The sequence below is a fragment of the Streptomyces sp. NPDC049585 genome (assembly GCF_040675615.1).
Lineage (GTDB): Bacteria > Actinomycetota > Actinomycetes > Streptomycetales > Streptomycetaceae > Streptomyces > Streptomyces luteosporeus.
In genome coordinates, this window is sequence record NZ_JBFAPE010000003.1 from 136,247 (window position 1) to 151,526 (window position 15,280).

A 15,280-nucleotide genomic window follows, 5' to 3' on the forward strand; every position below is an offset into this window, starting at 1 on the left:
GATGCCGGGTATGACTGACCCGTCCCCCTCCACGCCCGGCGCCCTCCCGCGGGACCCGGAACTGGGCTTCCCGCCTCCCGGTGAGGTGCTGCACCGCTTGCGCACGCACAAGGGGATGTCGCTGCGGCAAGTGGCCGCCGAGTGCGGGCTGTCGGTGTCCTTCCTCGCGGCGCTGGAGCGGGGCGAGACCGACATCGCCCTGGAGCGCCTGGGCCGGCTGGCCAAGGTCTTCGACCACGACGTCGGCTCCTTCCTCGGCTTCTCCCGGGGCCGGGCCACCCCCTCGCTCTTCCCCCGGGAGAAGCAGGAGGTGCTCCACCGCGCGCCCGGCGTGCTCTACCGCGTCCTGCGCTCGCCGGAGCTCGGCTACCAGGTCGTCACCGGCGACTTCGAGCCCCGCAGCGGCCTGACGGAGGACCTTCAGCACGAGGGCTCCGACCTGGTCACGGTGACCCGCGGCGTGATCGTCGCGCGGTACAACGGCGTGGATCACGTGCTGCGCGCCGGGGACTGCGCCCAGTGGTCGGCCGGCCATCCGCACAGTTTCCGCAACGACACCGACGAGCCGGCCCAGTTGGTCTGCATCCTCTTCTCCAGCCTCTACTGAGCGGCCCGCTGCCGCAGGCGTTCCTGCTTCCTGTTTCCTGCTTCCTGTTTCCTGCTTCCTGTTTCCTGCTCAACAGCCCCACGGACCACGGTCCGTGGGGCTGTTCGGCTTTCGGGACGACGTTGAGCTTGAGCGATATTCTGCTCTACAGTGCTTTTTATCGAACAGGAGGGAGTGTCAGCGGTGTCCATACCGAACCCGCCCGTGCACAGTTCCGAGCGCCCCACGGCCCCGGTGGCAGCCGCCCCGGCCCCGGCCCCGGCCGCGTCCGGCGGGCGCGCCGCCGACCTCACCGCCCGCGCCGCCCTGGTGGTGGTGTGGAGTTCGGGCTTCATCTCGGGCAAGCTCGGGCTGCGGCACGCGGCGCCCTACACCTTCGCGGCGTTACGCTTCGCCATCGCCGGCCTGGTGCTCCTGGCCATCGCGCTCGCCCGGCGCGACCGGCTCCCGCGCGGGCGGCAGCTGCTGCACCTGTGCGTGGCGGGCGCCCTCGTCCAGGCGGTGCAGTTCTCCAGCATCTACGTGGGCATGGACCTCGGCGTGCCCTCCGGCCTCGCGGCACTGATCATCGCGCTGTACCCGCTGACCGCCTCGTTGCTGGCCGTGCCGGTGCTGGGCGAGCGCGTGACGGCCGGCCAGTACCTCGGGCTGGTCCTCGGCCTGGGCGGCGTGGCCCTCGCGGTCGCCGAGGGCATCCACGTGAGCGGCGGCTACCTGCTGGGCTTGGGCTTCCTCGTCCTGGGCCTGCTGGGCATCTCCGTCGGCACCGTCTACCAGAAGCGGTTCTGCGGCCGGATGGAACCGGTGGGCGGCAACGCCGTGCAGCTGCTGGCCGCCTCGCTGGTCGCGCTCGTCCCGGCGCTCGCGTACGAGGGCTGGGACGTGGACTTCACCGCCGGCTACGCGCCCGTGCTGCTGTGGAGCGCACTGATCAACTCCATCGTCGGCGTCGGCCTGCTCTACCACCTGCTGCAGCGGCACGGCACGAGCCAGGTCAGCAGCCTGTTCTACCTCGTGCCGATGAGCACCGCCGTCCTGGGCGCCCTGGTGCTCGGGCAGCACCTCGGCCCGCTCACCCTCGGCGGGCTCGTCCTGGCCACCGCCGGCACGCTGCTGGCCAACCGTGTCCGGCGCTGAACGGCGCGGGGGCCGGGCCACCGGCCCGGCCCCCGCCCCCCGCGGCCCGGCTCAGCAGGCCGGGCGGCGCTCGACGTGGTCGGCGATCAGATCCTCGATGTCGTCGGCGCAGTCACCGCAGCCGGTGTTGGCCTCCGTGGCCTCGCGCACGGACGGCAGGTCGTGGGCACCGCCCTCGATGGCCTCGATCACCTCACGCTCCGTCACCCGCAGGCACGTGCAGAGCAGCGGACTCGGCTCCTCGGTGTGCATCTGCATCACTCTCCTCCTCCCAGGCGGTGGGCAGCCGGTGGACCATGCCGGGCACCTCGGCCCGCTCCCGCAGCTCGGCGCGGCGGATCTTGCCCGAGGGCGTCAGCGGCAGCCGGTCGGTGAACTCCAGCAGCCGCACCCACTTCTCGCGGGGCAGCTCCTCGACGGCCCGGCGGAAGACGGCCTCGGCGCAGGCCGCGTCCGCGGTGTGGCCGCGGGCGGGCACCACGTACGCCTTCGGCTCCCACAGACCCACCGGGTGCGGGACCGCCACGACCGCGGCGTCGGCGACCAGCGGGCTGCGCAGCAGGGCCCGTTCGAGCTCCAGCGGCGAGATGCGGTGGTCGAAGGACTTGAACATGTCGTCGGTGCGGCTGAGGTAGGCGAAGCTGCCGTCCTCGTGCCGCACCACCAGGTCGCCCGTGTGGTAGACGCCGCCCTCGAAGGCGCGGGCCGTGCGCTCCGTGTCGCCCGCGTAGCCCGTCATCATGCCGGCGGGGCGCGGGTCCAGGCGCACGCACAGCTCGCCCGGGGTGCCGTCGGGCACCTCGCGTCCGCTCTCCTTGTCGATCAGCACCAGGTCGTAACCGGGCAGGGCCCAGCCCATCCGGCCCGGCGTGATGCGCCGCCCCGGGGGGTTGCCGATCTGGGCGGTGGTCTCGGTCTGGCCGAAGCCGTCGCGCACCGGCATGCCCCAGGCGTCGTGGACGGCGTGGAAGAGGGCCGGCTCCAGCGACTCGCCGACGGCCGACGCCTCCCGCAGCTGCGCGGGCCGCTCGCCCAGGCCCTGCTGGACCATGCCGCGCCAGACGGTCGGCGGGGCGCACAGCGTGGTGATCCCGTGGGTGCGCAGCGCGTCGAGGACCGTGGCCGGCCCGGGCCGCGGGTCGGCGAGGACGACGATCGTGGCCTCGGCGTTCCACGGAACGAAGAACGAGCTCCAGGCGTGCTTGGCCCAGCCGGGCGCGGAGACGTTCAGGTGGAGGTCGCCCGGGCGCACACCGTTCCAGTACATGCCCGACAGGTGGCCGACCGGGTAGCTGAGGTGGGTGTGCTCGACCATCTTCGGCCGCGAGGTGGTGCCCGAGGTGAAGTAGCGGAACAGCGGGTCGCCGGAGAGGGTGACGCCCTCCGGCGTGAACTCCTCGGGTGCGGTGCGCGAGGCGGCGTACGGCAGCCAGCCGGGCCGGTCGTCGCCCACCGCGATGCGCGTGAAGTCGCCGGGGATGCCCGCGAAGCGGTCCACCAGGGAGGATGCGGCCACCACGTGCCGGATGCCGGCCCGCTCCACCCGGTCGGCCAGGTCGGCCGGGGTGGTCGTGGTGTACGTGGGGACGACGACGGCCCCCAGCTTGATGGCCGCGAGCATCACCTCCCACAGCTCGACGCGGTTGTCCAGCAGGAGCAGCAGCGGGTCGGCGCGGCGCACGCCCAGCGCCTGCAGCCAGCACGCCACCTGGTCCGAGCGGCGTGCCATGGCGTCGAAGGAGTGGTCGGTGACGCCGTCGGGGCCCAGGACCCGCAGGGCGGGGCGGTCGTTGCCGCGGGCGATCACGTCGAACCAGTCCAGCGCCCAGTTGAAGCGCTCCGGCCGGGGCCAGCGGAAGAGCCGCCGGGCCGTGTCGAGGTCGTCGCGGTGGTCGAGCAGGACGTCGCGTGCCTGCCGGAAGGCGCGCGTGGCCTCGCTCTCGTGCAGTGTCATTGCCGGTGGTGCCTTTCGTGGTGGAAGGGTGTGGGCTAGCCGTGCGTACGGGACTCGGGCCCGGCGAGGGCGGCCTGCGCGGCGACGAGCGCATGGTGGGCCCGGGGGCCGCCCCCCGCGGCGAGCGGGGCCAGCACGTCGCGGGCGACGGTGTCGGCCACCTTCATGAAGTCGGTGGCCACCCCCGGGCGGCCGTTGCCGATCTGGGTGAACCAGCGCACGTGCTCGGTCGGGATGCCCAGGGCGTACAGGCCGGGGTGCACGCGCCCCTGGCCGTCGCGGACCCGGAAGGAGCCCTCGACGACGTCGATGCCCCCGGTCGCGAAGTGCGTGCCGGACGGCTCGTCGGTGTTCACGAACTCGCGGACGACGCCCTCGGCGAGCAACTGGCGCGTCAGCGGCGAGGTGTCGCGGGGCAGGGACGGGGTGGGGATGCGGGCGTCGATCAGCACCTCGGCCGTCCGCTCCGAGCCCGCCACCTGCGGCGAGCCGACGACGAAGCGGCCGGTGGCGGCGTCGGTGGTGAACCGGGTGCCGGGCCCGGCGACCTCCACGACGCCCGCGTCCATCAGCGCCATCAGCTGCTCGGTGCGGACCATGGGCGGCCCGGCGGAGAGCAGGGCGTTGACGGGCACGTAGTCGCGCAGGAACGCGTCGCGGTGCGAGTGCGGCAGCAGCCCGCCGTAGTCGATGGCCCAGCGGACGATCCCGCGCAGGTCCCGCAGGGCGTCCAGGGCGGCCTTCAGCGGACCGTCCACCGTGCCCAGCGCGGCCTCGGCCACGTCGCGCCGCAGGACGTCGAAGAGGCGCTCGCGCCACTGCAGGGGGCCGGCGAACGACTCGCCCTCGAAGGGGCGGGCCAGCCGCCACAGGTCGAGCGGGGGAACGTCGTCCAGCCCGGCCTCCTTGAGCAGGACGGAGGTGTCCTCGTCCGCGTGCAGCATCTGCGCGTGCGCGCGGGCGAACTCCTGCGCCGCCTCCTCGCCGGAGCGCATCCGCACGTACGTCGTGCGGTAGACGTGCTCCACCTCCTTCAGCAGCAGCGGCAGCAGGTCCTCGGCGAAGTCCAGCAGCGCGCTGCCGGTCGCCTCGCGCCGCCGGGCCCGGGCGGCCGCGACGGCCTCCTTCGTCAGGAACAGCGCCGGGTGCACATAGCCGGGATCCTTCTGGCTGCGGCCGCGCGCCGGAATGGGCAGGCCGCTGCGGGAGCCGGCGACGATGCGGGGTTCGCGCCCACCGGGCACGTACCGCAGCCGGCCGTCGTCCCCGCGGGTGAAGGTGCCGCCGCGCCCGACGGTCAGCGACAGCACGACGTCGTAGAAGGACAGCCCCAGCCCGCGCACCGCCACGGTGGCCCCGGCGGGCACGGCCGAGGCGAGGTTCATGTCGGCGGCCGAGTCGCCGGCTATGTAGGCGAGGCCCGGGTGCTCGGCGGCGAAGGCGTGCATGGCCCGGTCGAAGTCGTCGGGCTCGTTGCGGGGATGCCCGGTGGCGAGCACGACCTTGTGCGCCGTGAGCGTGCGGGAGTCGTCCAGGGTCACCCGGTACTCGCCCGGAGCGCCCGGACGCACGGCGGTGACCCGGCCCCGCACGGAGAACAGGCGCACGTGCGGCGGGAGTTCCTCGGCGATGGTGCGATGGACGAAGCGCAGGTAGCGCCCGTAGTCGAGGCGGGAGGCGAAGTCGTCCGGGTCGGGGGCCGGGCGATCGGCGGCATCCGGTGCGTAATGGCCGAGCCACTGGCCGAGCGAGGGCCCGGCGCCGGGCCGCGGACGGCCGCCGTCGGACTCACCGGAGAACATGGTGACCTGCCCGATGACGGTGTTCATCGTGTACCAGGGGTCCTGGTCGGTGCGCCACACCCGGCCGGCCCCGACCTCCACGGCGTCGACGGCGTAGAGGTGGACCGGATGCGGATCGGTGCCGGCGTCGCGCAGCAGGACGGCGAGGCGCTCCAGGACGGAGACGCCCCGGGGCCCGGTGCCGACGACGACGACGGTGTAGGGGACGGGCGGCTGTGCGTGGCTGTTCACTGCGACTCTCCTAGTGCCCGGTGGGGTGCGATGCGCGCCGCACGGGGCGGAAGGGGTGGGGGAACGAGAGGCTGGGGGAACGGGGGCAGGGCTGCGGCGAGGGCGTCAGATCCGGGCGAGGGCGGCGTGGTCGAAGGCCGACTGCACGTGCGAGAGCATCCCGAGGAGGTCGTCCGCCCGCAGCCGCGAGGTGCCCGGCGGCGCCTGGGCGCGGATGGGCATGGACCCCACCGAGAACCAGCGCAGCCGGCCCTCGCCGTCGATCCAGCTGCGCGAGCGCTGGGCGTTGTCGGCGTGCAGGCAGTACGGCACGTCCAGGTAGCCGCGGGCGAACGCGGCGACCAGTGCCCGCCCCACGTCCGCGTCGAGCTCCAGGACGGCCTCCACCAGGGCCCGGGCCTCCTCGTACACCCCGTCGTCGGCCACGGCACCGGGCCGCGTGCCGTACGCGCTCGCCGCCAGGGCCGCCTCCGTCAGCGCCAGGACGTTGTCCTCGACGGTGGGGATGCGGTGGGCCTCCGCCGGGGTCTTGACGATCAGGCGGTCCACTCCGGTGTGCGCGGCCAGGGCGGCACTGTGCCGCAGCAGGGCCAGCGCACCGGCCTCGGTGCGGGGGAAGACGCCCATGTACGTGTACAGGACCAGGTGCCAGCGCGAGCGCGTGAGCATCTCCCCGGCCAGTCGGCGCAGCGCGGCGATCGCCGCCGCGTCCTGGCCGAAGTGGGTCTGCTGGGCGTAGCTGAGGGAGATGTCGCGCAGCCCGTGCTGTTCGAAGAACAGCCCTTCGAGCACGGTCATCGCCACCAGCAGGCCCGGCGGGCACAGCTGCCCCAGCAGGCAGCCGCCGAAGCTCTCCAGATGGGCGGTGGGGGAGCGGGCCGCGAGCATCTCGCAGCACCGCGCCCACGCCCGGACCGAATGCTCCAGCGGCGTACGGCTGTAGGGCAGGCAGTACGAGACGGGGCCGCCCTCGGTGGCGTCGAGCCCGGCGTCGAGCAGTGCGCGGAAGATGTCCAGCGGCAGCGACGAGCCGTGCCGGACCTGCAGTGCGAAGTGCTGCCCGCCGCCCAGGCCCGCGGTCATCTCCCGCGTGGCCGCGGCGCCGTGGGCGACGAGCGGATAGCCGTTCAGGCTCTGGCCGCCGTCGAGGGCCCGGCGTGCGGAGGCGTGGTCGCCGACCCTCGTGTAGCTGTCCAGCGTGATCGTGCCGACGGTGCGCACCGGCACGTCCCGCACGGCCTCCAGCCCGCGCCGCATGGCCGGCCGGGTGGCGAAGCCCATGCGCGGCTGGACCACCAGCTCGCCCGCCGCCCGGGCCGCCGCGACCGCCGCCCCGAAGGACGGCACGGCCGGCACGAAGCCGCCGGACGCCGCGGGGCCGGCGCTCACGCCACGCCCGCCAGGGCCGGCGCCGCCGGCAGCAGCAGGGCACCGTGCGGGTCGAGGTACGCGCGGAAGTCCTCGATGGCGTCGTCGCCCTCGAAGACGGCGGTGAAGCCGGCCGCCAGCAGCTCGGGCCCGTACCGGCCGGCGCCCGCGCCCTCGGTGCCGAGCTTGCCGCCGATGACGACCGGCAGCGCCGCGAGGTCCGCCTCGCGCCGCAACCGGCCGATCAGGCGCCGCCCGTCGAGGAAGCCGTGGCCGTTGACGCTGCTGATGACCACCAGGTCCGGGCGCAGGCGGCGGCACTCGCCCAGCAGGAGGTCGTCCGGCACGCAGGCGCCGGTGTTGTGCACTTCGTGGCCCATCTCCTCCAGCAGCAGCTGGAGATAGACCAGATTCCAGGTGTGGGAATCGGAGGAAACGCTGGAGACGAGGACTCGCAGCCCCTGGCGGGGCATGGTGAATTCCCGGTCGGATATGACCGCAGGAGAGGACATGGAGGTTGACTCCCGTGGAAGGAAGGGGGGTCGGCGGGGCCGTGCGCGAAAGGCCTTGCGGCCGGTCGTCGTTCACGCGACCGCCGCCCGTGAAGATCCCGTGGTCCGGCATCGTGAGAATAAGCCCCGGCCCCGGCGGCTCCGCTCCTTCAGCAAGCTGCAATGCAGCTTCATGACCGTGATCCGCACTGGATACGGCATCTTCGGGCGGCCCAGAATCATGCCGACCCCCCGACCGAACAGGGAGCTTTGGGCGATGAGTTCGACAGAAGCAGCAACCGGCATGAAGCCGTTCGAGGCGGACGAGAACGGCATGCGTCCGGTGGAGGTCCACTGCCACGGATTCGGCGACGTGGACTTCTCCGACTTCACCCGCGTGGACCTGGCCCGCCTCGACCAGTGGTGTGCCGGGGAGGGTGTGCTCGCGCTGCCCACCATGTACCTGCACCGCGACCGGCTCACGGAGTTCGAGCAGTTCATGCGCCGCTACGCGCAGATGCGGGCCGACGGTCTGCTGCCGCACGTACCCGGCGTGGCCCTGGAGGGCCCGCTGCTCTCCCACCGCGGCGGCACCCCGACCTCCACCGTGTGGGCGCCCAGCCGCCAGGAGTGGGAGCGCCTGGCCGCCCTCGGCGAGCACGGCCTGGTCTACACCGTGGTCTCCCCCGACGCCTACTCCCCGGAGTCCGTCCTGCAGGACGACCCCAACCTGCGCACCAGCGACTTCTCCTGGATCGTGCCGACCCTGCTGGCCCACGGCGTGCGCCCGGCCCTCGGCCACTTCACCCGCGACAACCCGCAGCGCAGCGCGGACACCGTGGACGCCATCGTGGAGACCGCCTACCAGTCGGAGTGGAACGGCACCGGCGTGCGCGTGACCACCGACCACCTCTTCAACGACATGCCGCTGAACATCCGGCACGCCTTCCGCACCGAGCGGGCCCGCCGCGAGCGCGACCGCATCATCGAGTCGTACGACGTGCCCAACTGGACGCTGGACAACATCAGCGAGATCGCCGGCCCCGTGCCCGGCGCCATCATCAAGCAGGCCGTCAACTGCCGCATCGCCGCCTGCATCAACTTCGACGGCGAACACGTCGACCTGGCCCTGGCCACCCGCGCCGTCCAGCTCATGGGCCCGCGCAACGCCATGATCATGACCGACCGGTGCGACTCCGCCCGCCTCGGCGGCCGGCCGCTGCACCACACCGGCGACAACGGCCTGTGGTACGAGGAGAACGGCGTCGTGGCGGCCGGCTCCCAGCCGCTCGCCCGGCACATCGCCAACGCCAAGGCCAACGGCCTGTCCGACCAGGACATCCAGTACCTCATCGCCCGCACCGCGCACCGCACCTTCGGTATCGCCGCGGAGGCGATGGTGGCGGCCTGACGACCGCCCTTCCCCCCGACGGCGCGGCCGGCGTACCCCCGGCGCCGGCCGCGTCCCCCCACACGCCGGGAAACCAGTGGCACAGCCTCGGCGCACAATCCCGGGAAATCCCCGGAAACCCCCTGGAGGATGGGGCCGTGTTTGATCACATCGCGGACGCGATGAAGCAGCCGGATGTGGTCCGGCTGGACCGTGACACTTATGTCCTGCGCTTCGAGATGATGAAGCTGTATTCCGCACTCGAAGCCGTCCGGCATCTCCTGGCGACCGGAGTCGTCAAACCGGGCGATACGCTCATGGACAGTTCGAGCGGCACTTATGGATATTCCCTGGCACTGGCCTGCCACAAATACGGAATGAAATGCCGCATCGTCTGCTCGACGAAGGTCGACGACAATGTCCGGCGGCAGTTCGAGATGCTGGGTGCCGAGGTCGATCAGGTCCGGGTGCCGCCCGGTCCGCTGGTCGACAAGATGGACCAGGGCGCCCGCCTGGCCCGGGTGGCCGAGATCCTCGAGACCGAGCCCGGCGTCCACTGGATGCGCCAGTACCACGACTCCGTGCACTACCTGGGCTACCGCGAATGCGCCCAGTTCCTGGACAAGGAGTTCGGCGGCGAGCCCTTCACCCTGGTCGCCGGGGTGGGCACCGGCGCCGCCTCCGGCGGCCTGACCACCGCCCTGCGGGAGCTCAACGACGACGTCCAACTGGTGGGCGTCGAACCCTTCGAGAGCGTCACCTTCGGCAGCGACCCCGTCGAGGACCCCGTCGCCAGCATCTCCGGCATCGGCAGCCCCATCGTCATGGGCAACGTGCGTCACGAACTGTTCGACCGGGTGCACTGGGTGGGCTTCGACGCCGCCGTGAGCGCCACCGTCGAACTCTTCAGCCGGCACGGCGTCTACGCCGGGCTGTCCTCGGGCTGTAACTTCCTCGCCGCCCGCTGGGAGGCGGCCCGGGTCCCCGGACGCCCCTGCGTCTTCCTCGCCGCCGACACCGGGCACCGCTACGCCGAGAACGTCTACGCCCGCCCGGGGGCGCTCGACCACGACGTCCTCGACCTGGCCCCCCGGCGCATCGACTCCCTCGACCAGCTGGCCCTGCCCTGGTCGGTCATGGACTGGGACCGCCGGCCCTTCCACCACCACCTCAAGGAGCACGCCCAGTGAACACGCCCTCGGGACGGAACATCATCGCCCTGGAGTGGCTGCAGTTCGGCCTCGGTCGCCTCGTGGCCGCGGCCGCCGAGGAGGGCCTGACCGTCCACCTGCTGACCTGCGACCGGCCGGAGTACCTGCACGAGCTGTCCCTCGTCCGCAGCCCCCACCTGGTCGTCCACGACGTCAACACCCACGACGTGGGCGAGGTCGTCGCGGCCGTCCGCCGCATCGGCGACGTGGCGGGCCTGGTCAGCAGCACCGACACCTGGAGCCTGGTCTCCCTCGCCGTACGCGAGGAGCTCGGCCTGGCCGGCCAGGACCCCGCCGGCGTACGCCTGGTGCGCGACAAGGCCCGGCTGCGCCGACGGCTGTACGAGCACGGGCTCTCCCGCGCGGATGCCTCCCCCCTGGCCCCGGACGACGACGCCCGCGCGGTCGCCGCCCGCGTCGGCCTGCCCCTGGTCCTCAAGGACAGCGCCGGCACCGGCAGCAAGCACGTCTGGCTGGCCCGCACCTTCGACGAGCTCGCGTCCGCGCTCGAGCAGGTCCGACGCTCCTCGCTGCGCGGCCGGCCGACCGCCGAGCCGTACTTCCTCGGGCCGCTGTACAGCATCGAGACCCTCACCTGGGAGGGCCGCACCCGGGTGCTGGGCGTCAGCAGCCGCATCCTGTCCGCGCCCCCCGTCGTGCGCGAGGAGGCCCTGGCCTTCCCCGTCGCCCTGCCGCCCGCCCTCGCCGAGGACGCCTCGGGATGGATCGAGCAGGTCCTCAAGGCCGTCGGCTACACCGAGGGCTTCGCCCACACCGAGTTCATCCTGACCGACGACGGCTTCGAGGTCGTCGAGATCAACCCCCGCCTCGGCGGGGGCCTGCTCGGCGAGCAGATGTGCCGCACCCTCGGCGTCAACGTCTACGGGGCCTTCGTCGATCTCGCCCTGCGCCGGCGTCCCGCCCTGCTGGACGCCCCGCTCATCCCGCGCCACGGCACCGCCCACGCCCGGGTGTACGCCCCGTGCCCGGGCCTGTTCACCGCGGTCGAGGGCGAGGAGCTGCTCGACGGCCACCCGGGCGACCCCGCCCTGTACCCCGCCCTGCCGCCCGGCACGGTCGTGCAGGCGACCTCCCACCAGGACGGCTGCGTCGCCGTGGTCTTCGCCCACGGCGCCACCTCCGAACTGGCCCTGCAGAACGTCCTGTCGGCCGCGGCCGAGATCAGCGTCCGGATGGAGGGGGAGTGCCGTGACTGACCGCGCCCCGCACCTGCTCGTCCTCAGCGGCTGGGCCGGAGTCGTCGAGACCGCCCTGTCGCTGGGCTTCGACGTCAGCTTCATCGGCAACACCGCCGACTTCAGCCCGCGCGACATGGAGGTCCTCGACCGCTGCCGGTTCGTCGCCCCGATCCCCGCCGAACAGGTCGTCGCCTGCCTGAGCGCCGCCCGCCGCTTCGACGCCGCCCACCGGCTGGACGCCACCGTCTCCTTCGGCGAGTTCGGCCTGGAGAGCTGCGCCGTGATCGCCGACGCCCTCGGCATTCCCGGCCTGCCGCTCGAATCGGTGGCCGTCACCCGCTACAAGGACCGGATGCGCGAGATCCTCGCCGACCACCCCGAGCTGGCCCTCGGCTGGGCCCGGGTCGCCGGCGCCGGGGACCTGGAGAAGTTCCACGCCCGCCACGGCCTGCCGCTGATCGTCAAGCCCGTCGCCGGGTCCGGCAGCGTCGGGGTGCGCCAGGTCACCACCCCCGAGGAGCTGCGCGCCCTCCTGGAGGACGCCCCCTTCTGGCTCAAGGGCCCCTACCTCGCCGAGGAGTTCATCGAGGGCGACGAGCTCTTCAGCGTGGAGACCGTCACCCTCGGCGGACGGCACGCGGTCGCGGGCGTGTCGCTGTGCCGCCTGGCGGCGCACCCCAATCCGGCGATCACCGAGGTCTGCGTACCGCCGCCCGCCCCCCATGACCGGCACATACCGGCCCTCGCCCGCACCGTCCTGACCTTCCTCGACGTCATCGGGCACACCTGGGGCCTGACCCACACCGAGCTCAAGATCGCCCGCGACGGCCGACCGGTGATCATCGAGTCCCAGACCCGCATGGGCGGCTACCGCCTCTTCAAGATGGTCGAGCACGCCGGCGGCGTCGACGAGATCGCCACCGCCTTGCGCAGCCTGCTGCCGGGCGGTCGGGACGTCACCTCCCCCCACCTGCCGCCCACCCACGCGATCGGCATGGTCGTCTCGCTGATCCCGCCCGCCAAGCGCATCCGCCGCACCGCCGACCCCGAACTCCTGCGCGCCATCGACGGCGTGGACGACTTCGAGATCGACATCCGGCCCGGCGAGGTGCCGCTGCCCGTCGCCGCCAACACCAAGCGGCCCGGCCTGATCTGGCTGCACGTGCCCGACGAGGCCGCCGCGGAGGCGACCAAGCAGGAGATCTCCCGCACCTACTGGGTCGAGTTCGAGGACGGCGATGTCTGGCACCCGTCGTTCTGAGCTGTGGGCGCAGCTGACGGGCCTGCCCGTCACCCTGCGCTTCCTGCTCGCCACCTCGTTCTTCATGCCGCTCGCCAGCTTCATGGTGCTGCCCTTCCTGGCGATCCTGCTGCACGAGCGCATGGGCATGGCCATGGGCACCGTCGGCCTGCTGCTGGGCGTGACCTCCTTCCTGCAGTTCGCCGGGGCGCTCGGCGGCGGCCTCGTCGCCGAGCGCATCGGCCTGAAGACCACCATGGTCACCGGGCTCGCCGTCCGCACCAGCGGGTTCGCCCTGTTCGCCGCCGGCCTGTCGGTGCCGAGGCTCGCCGTCGTCGCCGTCCTGCTCACCGCCGTGGGCGACGCGCTGTACTCGCCGGCGAACAAGGCGTTCGTCGTGGGCGAGGTGCCCGAGCAGCACCGGCCCGTCCTGCTGTCGCTGAACAACTCGGCACTGAGCACGGGCATGGCGCTGGGCACCCTGATCTCCGGAGTGCTCATCGCCACCTGGCCGTTGCTGGTGTTCACGGTGGTCACGGCGATGTTCGCCACGCTGACGCTGCTGCACGCGGTGCTGCTGCCGCGCGCATCGGCCACCCGGCCCACCGCGGGCGGCTCCCGCGCCGACTGGGCACGGGCCTTCCTCACCCCGCCCGCCCTGGTGGCCTTCGTGACCGCCTACGTCTTCTGGTTCTTCCAGAACTACCTCGGCGTCTTCGTCACCGCCGAACACCCGGCGTTCGTCTACAGCCTGGCCCTCGTCGTCAACAGCGCCCTGGTCATCCTCGGCCAGCCGCCGGCGGCCCGCTGGATCGGCCGGGTGCGCTACCCGGTCGCCGTCGCCGTCGCCTTCCCCGCATTCACCCTCGGCCTGCTGGCCTTCGCGCAGCCGGGAGTGCCGTTCGTCCTCGCCGGAACCGTGCTGATGAGCATCGGCGAGGGCGTGATCTTCCTGAAGAACGAGCTGGAGGCCCTCGCGGCCGTCCCCGGCCGCCCGGTGCTCGCCGTCGGCAGCCAGCGCCTGGCGCTCGGCCTCGGCTCCTTCACCAGCGGCATCGCCGGCGGCCAGCTGTACGCCGCCGCCCAGTCCGGCGGCGCCGCCGAGGACTTCTGGCTCTACGCCGGGGTGCAGGGCCTGCTCGCCGCGGGCCTCGTCGTCCTCCTCACCGCCCGGCCCGCCCGCCGGGACCGGACCCCCGTCCCCGCCCACCCGTCCGAGGGAAGTGGATCGTGACCCAGACCGCCGACGTTCCCGTGCCCGCAGCCCCGCGCTACAAGGAACCCTTCGTCAGCGGGGAGTTGCCCGGCCCCCGCAGTGCGCAGCTGCTCCAGCGGCAGAGCCGGCGCGAGTCCAACGCCCGCAGCTACCCCCGCCGGCTGCCGATCGCGATCCGGCGGGCGAGCGGCAGCTTCGTCGAGGACCTCGATGGCAACGTCTTCCTCGACTTCCTCGGCGGCGCGGGGGTGCTCTCGCTCGGCCACAACCCGCCCGAGCCCCTGGCCGCGGCCCACCGCCAGCTGGACGAGCTGGTCCACGGCCTGGACTTCCCCACCCCGGTCAAGGACGAGTTCACCGACCTGACCCTCGGGATGCTGCCCGACGCCATGCGCGACCGCACGAAGATCCACTTCTGTGGGCCGACGGGCGCCAACGCCGTCGAGGCCGCGCTGAAGCTCTGCCGCACGGCCACCGGCCGCGAGGAGATCATCGCCTTCCAGGGCGGCTTCCACGGCAGCACCCTGGCCACCTTGTCCCTGACCGGGCTCGTCGAGCAGAAGGAACCGGTGCGCGGCCGCATGCCCGGCGTGCACTTCTTCCCCTACCCCCACTGCCACGACTGCCCCCTGGGACTGAAGCGCGACGCGTGCGCCGTCAACTGCGCCACCTACCTGGAGCGGGCGCTGAGCGACCCCAACGGCGGCATCCCGCTGCCGGCGGCCGTCATCCTCGAACTCGTCCAGGGCGAGGGCGGCGTCATCCCCGCCGACCCGGTGTTCGTCCGCCGCCTGCGCGAGCTCACCCGCGCCCTCGACATCCCGCTCGTCGTCGACGAGGTGCAGACCGGATGCGGCCGCACCGGCACCTGGTTCGCCTTCGAGCAGTACGGCATCGAGCCCGACGTCGTCGTCGCCTCCAAGGCCCTCAGCGGCCTGGGCCTGCCCGCCGCGGTCATCCTCTACGACGAGCGGCTCGACACCTGGGCCCCCGGCGCGCACACCGGCACCTTCCGCGGCAACCAGGCCGCCTTCGCCGCCGGCGTCGCCACCATCAAGGCCGTACGGCGCGACGGCGTCCTGGCCAACGTCCGCGACCGCGGCGAACAGCTCACCCGGCACCTGGAGGACCTGCGCGGCCTGACCGACCACGTCGCCGACGTCCGCGGCCTCGGCCTGATGCTCGGCGTCGAACTCGCCGACCCGGTCACCGGCCGGCCCGCCTCCGCCCTGGCCGGACGCGTCCAGCGCGAGGCCCTGCAGCGCGGACTGATCATCGAACTCGGCGGCCGCGACGACGGGGTGCTGCGCATGCTGCCGCCCCTGAACTGCACGGCCGAAGAGGTCGAGATCGCCGGTCGCATCCTGCGCGAGGCCCTCGCGGCCGCCCTGGCCGCCCCGCTCGCCCACACCGCCCCCACCAGCCACTGAAGGC

At 73.1% G+C, this 15,280-nt stretch carries 13 protein-coding genes; 8 read left to right on the forward strand and 5 right to left on the reverse strand.

The genetic code is table 11. From position 1 onward, the window contains the following. The first annotated feature begins 10 nt into the window (after window positions 1-10). Window positions 11-607 (forward strand): cupin domain-containing protein, encoded by a 597-nt coding sequence (locus AB0K17_RS04925; protein ID WP_365966124.1) that lies wholly within the window; start codon window positions 11-13, stop codon window positions 605-607. 183 nt (window positions 608-790) lie between these two features. Continuing rightward, window positions 791-1,744, forward strand: a complete 954-nt coding sequence (locus AB0K17_RS04930; protein WP_365982120.1) for a DMT family transporter — start codon at window positions 791-793, stop codon at window positions 1,742-1,744. A 51-nt stretch (window positions 1,745-1,795) separates the two neighbouring features. On the opposite strand, the gene AB0K17_RS04935 is transcribed toward AB0K17_RS04930, so the two are convergent. The 5 genes from AB0K17_RS04935 to AB0K17_RS04955 all read right to left on the reverse strand — a co-directional run bounded on the left by AB0K17_RS04935 (window position 1,796) and on the right by AB0K17_RS04955 (window position 7,611). Further along, on the reverse strand, window positions 1,796-1,936 hold the full coding sequence (locus AB0K17_RS04935) for a (2Fe-2S)-binding protein (protein ID WP_365966126.1): 141 nt from the start codon (window positions 1,934-1,936) through the stop codon (window positions 1,796-1,798). A gap of 1 nt (window position 1,937) precedes the next feature. Next, complete coding sequence (locus AB0K17_RS04940; protein WP_365982121.1) at window positions 1,938-3,698, reverse strand: AMP-binding protein; 1,761 nt, start codon at window positions 3,696-3,698, stop codon at window positions 1,938-1,940. Window positions 3,699-3,733: 35 nt separating this feature from the next. Continuing rightward, a complete protein-coding gene (locus AB0K17_RS04945; RefSeq protein ID WP_365966128.1) occupies window positions 3,734-5,731 on the reverse strand; it encodes an FAD/NAD(P)-binding protein in 1,998 nt (665 codons plus the stop codon). 105 nt (window positions 5,732-5,836) lie between these two features. Then, window positions 5,837-7,120: a methylaspartate mutase gene (locus AB0K17_RS04950; protein WP_365982122.1), complete on the reverse strand. Its 1,284-nt coding sequence runs from the start codon at window positions 7,118-7,120 to the stop codon at window positions 5,837-5,839. Next, window positions 7,117-7,611, reverse strand: a complete 495-nt coding sequence (locus AB0K17_RS04955) for a cobalamin-dependent protein (protein WP_365982123.1) — start codon at window positions 7,609-7,611, stop codon at window positions 7,117-7,119. Before AB0K17_RS04955 ends, AB0K17_RS04950 begins: the two co-directional genes overlap by 4 nt. 256 nt (window positions 7,612-7,867) lie before the next feature. Between AB0K17_RS04955 and AB0K17_RS04960 the strand changes: the two genes are divergently transcribed. The 6 genes from AB0K17_RS04960 to AB0K17_RS04985 all read left to right on the forward strand — a co-directional run bounded on the left by AB0K17_RS04960 (window position 7,868) and on the right by AB0K17_RS04985 (window position 15,276). Further along, window positions 7,868-9,001 (forward strand): hypothetical protein, encoded by a 1,134-nt coding sequence (locus AB0K17_RS04960; protein ID WP_365982124.1) that lies wholly within the window; start codon window positions 7,868-7,870, stop codon window positions 8,999-9,001. 137 nt (window positions 9,002-9,138) lie between these two features. Continuing rightward, window positions 9,139-10,170 carry a pyridoxal-phosphate dependent enzyme gene (locus tag AB0K17_RS04965; RefSeq protein WP_365966132.1) on the forward strand — a complete coding sequence of 344 codons (1,032 nt, stop codon included), beginning with the start codon at window positions 9,139-9,141 and terminating at the stop codon, window positions 10,168-10,170. Further along, window positions 10,167-11,408 (forward strand): ATP-grasp domain-containing protein, encoded by a 1,242-nt coding sequence (locus AB0K17_RS04970; protein ID WP_365966133.1) that lies wholly within the window; start codon window positions 10,167-10,169, stop codon window positions 11,406-11,408. Before AB0K17_RS04965 ends, AB0K17_RS04970 begins: the two co-directional genes overlap by 4 nt. Beyond that, window positions 11,401-12,651, forward strand: coding sequence for an ATP-grasp domain-containing protein (locus AB0K17_RS04975; RefSeq protein WP_365982125.1), 1,251 nt, complete (start codon window positions 11,401-11,403; stop codon window positions 12,649-12,651). The genes AB0K17_RS04970 and AB0K17_RS04975 overlap by 8 nt, the downstream gene beginning before the upstream one ends. Then, window positions 12,629-13,864: an MFS transporter gene (locus tag AB0K17_RS04980; protein WP_365982126.1), complete on the forward strand. Its 1,236-nt coding sequence runs from the start codon at window positions 12,629-12,631 to the stop codon at window positions 13,862-13,864. Before AB0K17_RS04975 ends, AB0K17_RS04980 begins: the two co-directional genes overlap by 23 nt. After that, the gene (locus tag AB0K17_RS04985) at window positions 13,861-15,276 is read left to right on the forward strand and encodes a diaminobutyrate--2-oxoglutarate transaminase family protein (protein WP_365966136.1); all 1,416 of its coding nucleotides are present in this window, start codon (window positions 13,861-13,863) and stop codon (window positions 15,274-15,276) included. Before AB0K17_RS04980 ends, AB0K17_RS04985 begins: the two co-directional genes overlap by 4 nt. Window positions 15,277-15,280: the final 4 nt, after the last annotated feature.

Bases quoted from the DNA above. Each gene is read 5' to 3' on its own strand.
- AB0K17_RS04960 (WP_365982124.1), top strand. From the start codon at position 7,868: ATGAGTTCGACAGAAGCAGCAACCGGCATGAAGCCGTTCGAGGCGGAC.
- AB0K17_RS04940 (WP_365982121.1), bottom strand. From the start codon at position 3,698: ATGACACTGCACGAGAGCGAGGCCACGCGCGCCTTCCGGCAGGCACGC.
- AB0K17_RS04955 (WP_365982123.1), bottom strand. From the start codon at position 7,611: ATGTCCTCTCCTGCGGTCATATCCGACCGGGAATTCACCATGCCCCGC.
- AB0K17_RS04925 (WP_365966124.1), top strand. From the start codon at position 11: ATGACTGACCCGTCCCCCTCCACGCCCGGCGCCCTCCCGCGGGACCCG.
- AB0K17_RS04980 (WP_365982126.1), top strand. From the start codon at position 12,629: ATGTCTGGCACCCGTCGTTCTGAGCTGTGGGCGCAGCTGACGGGCCTG.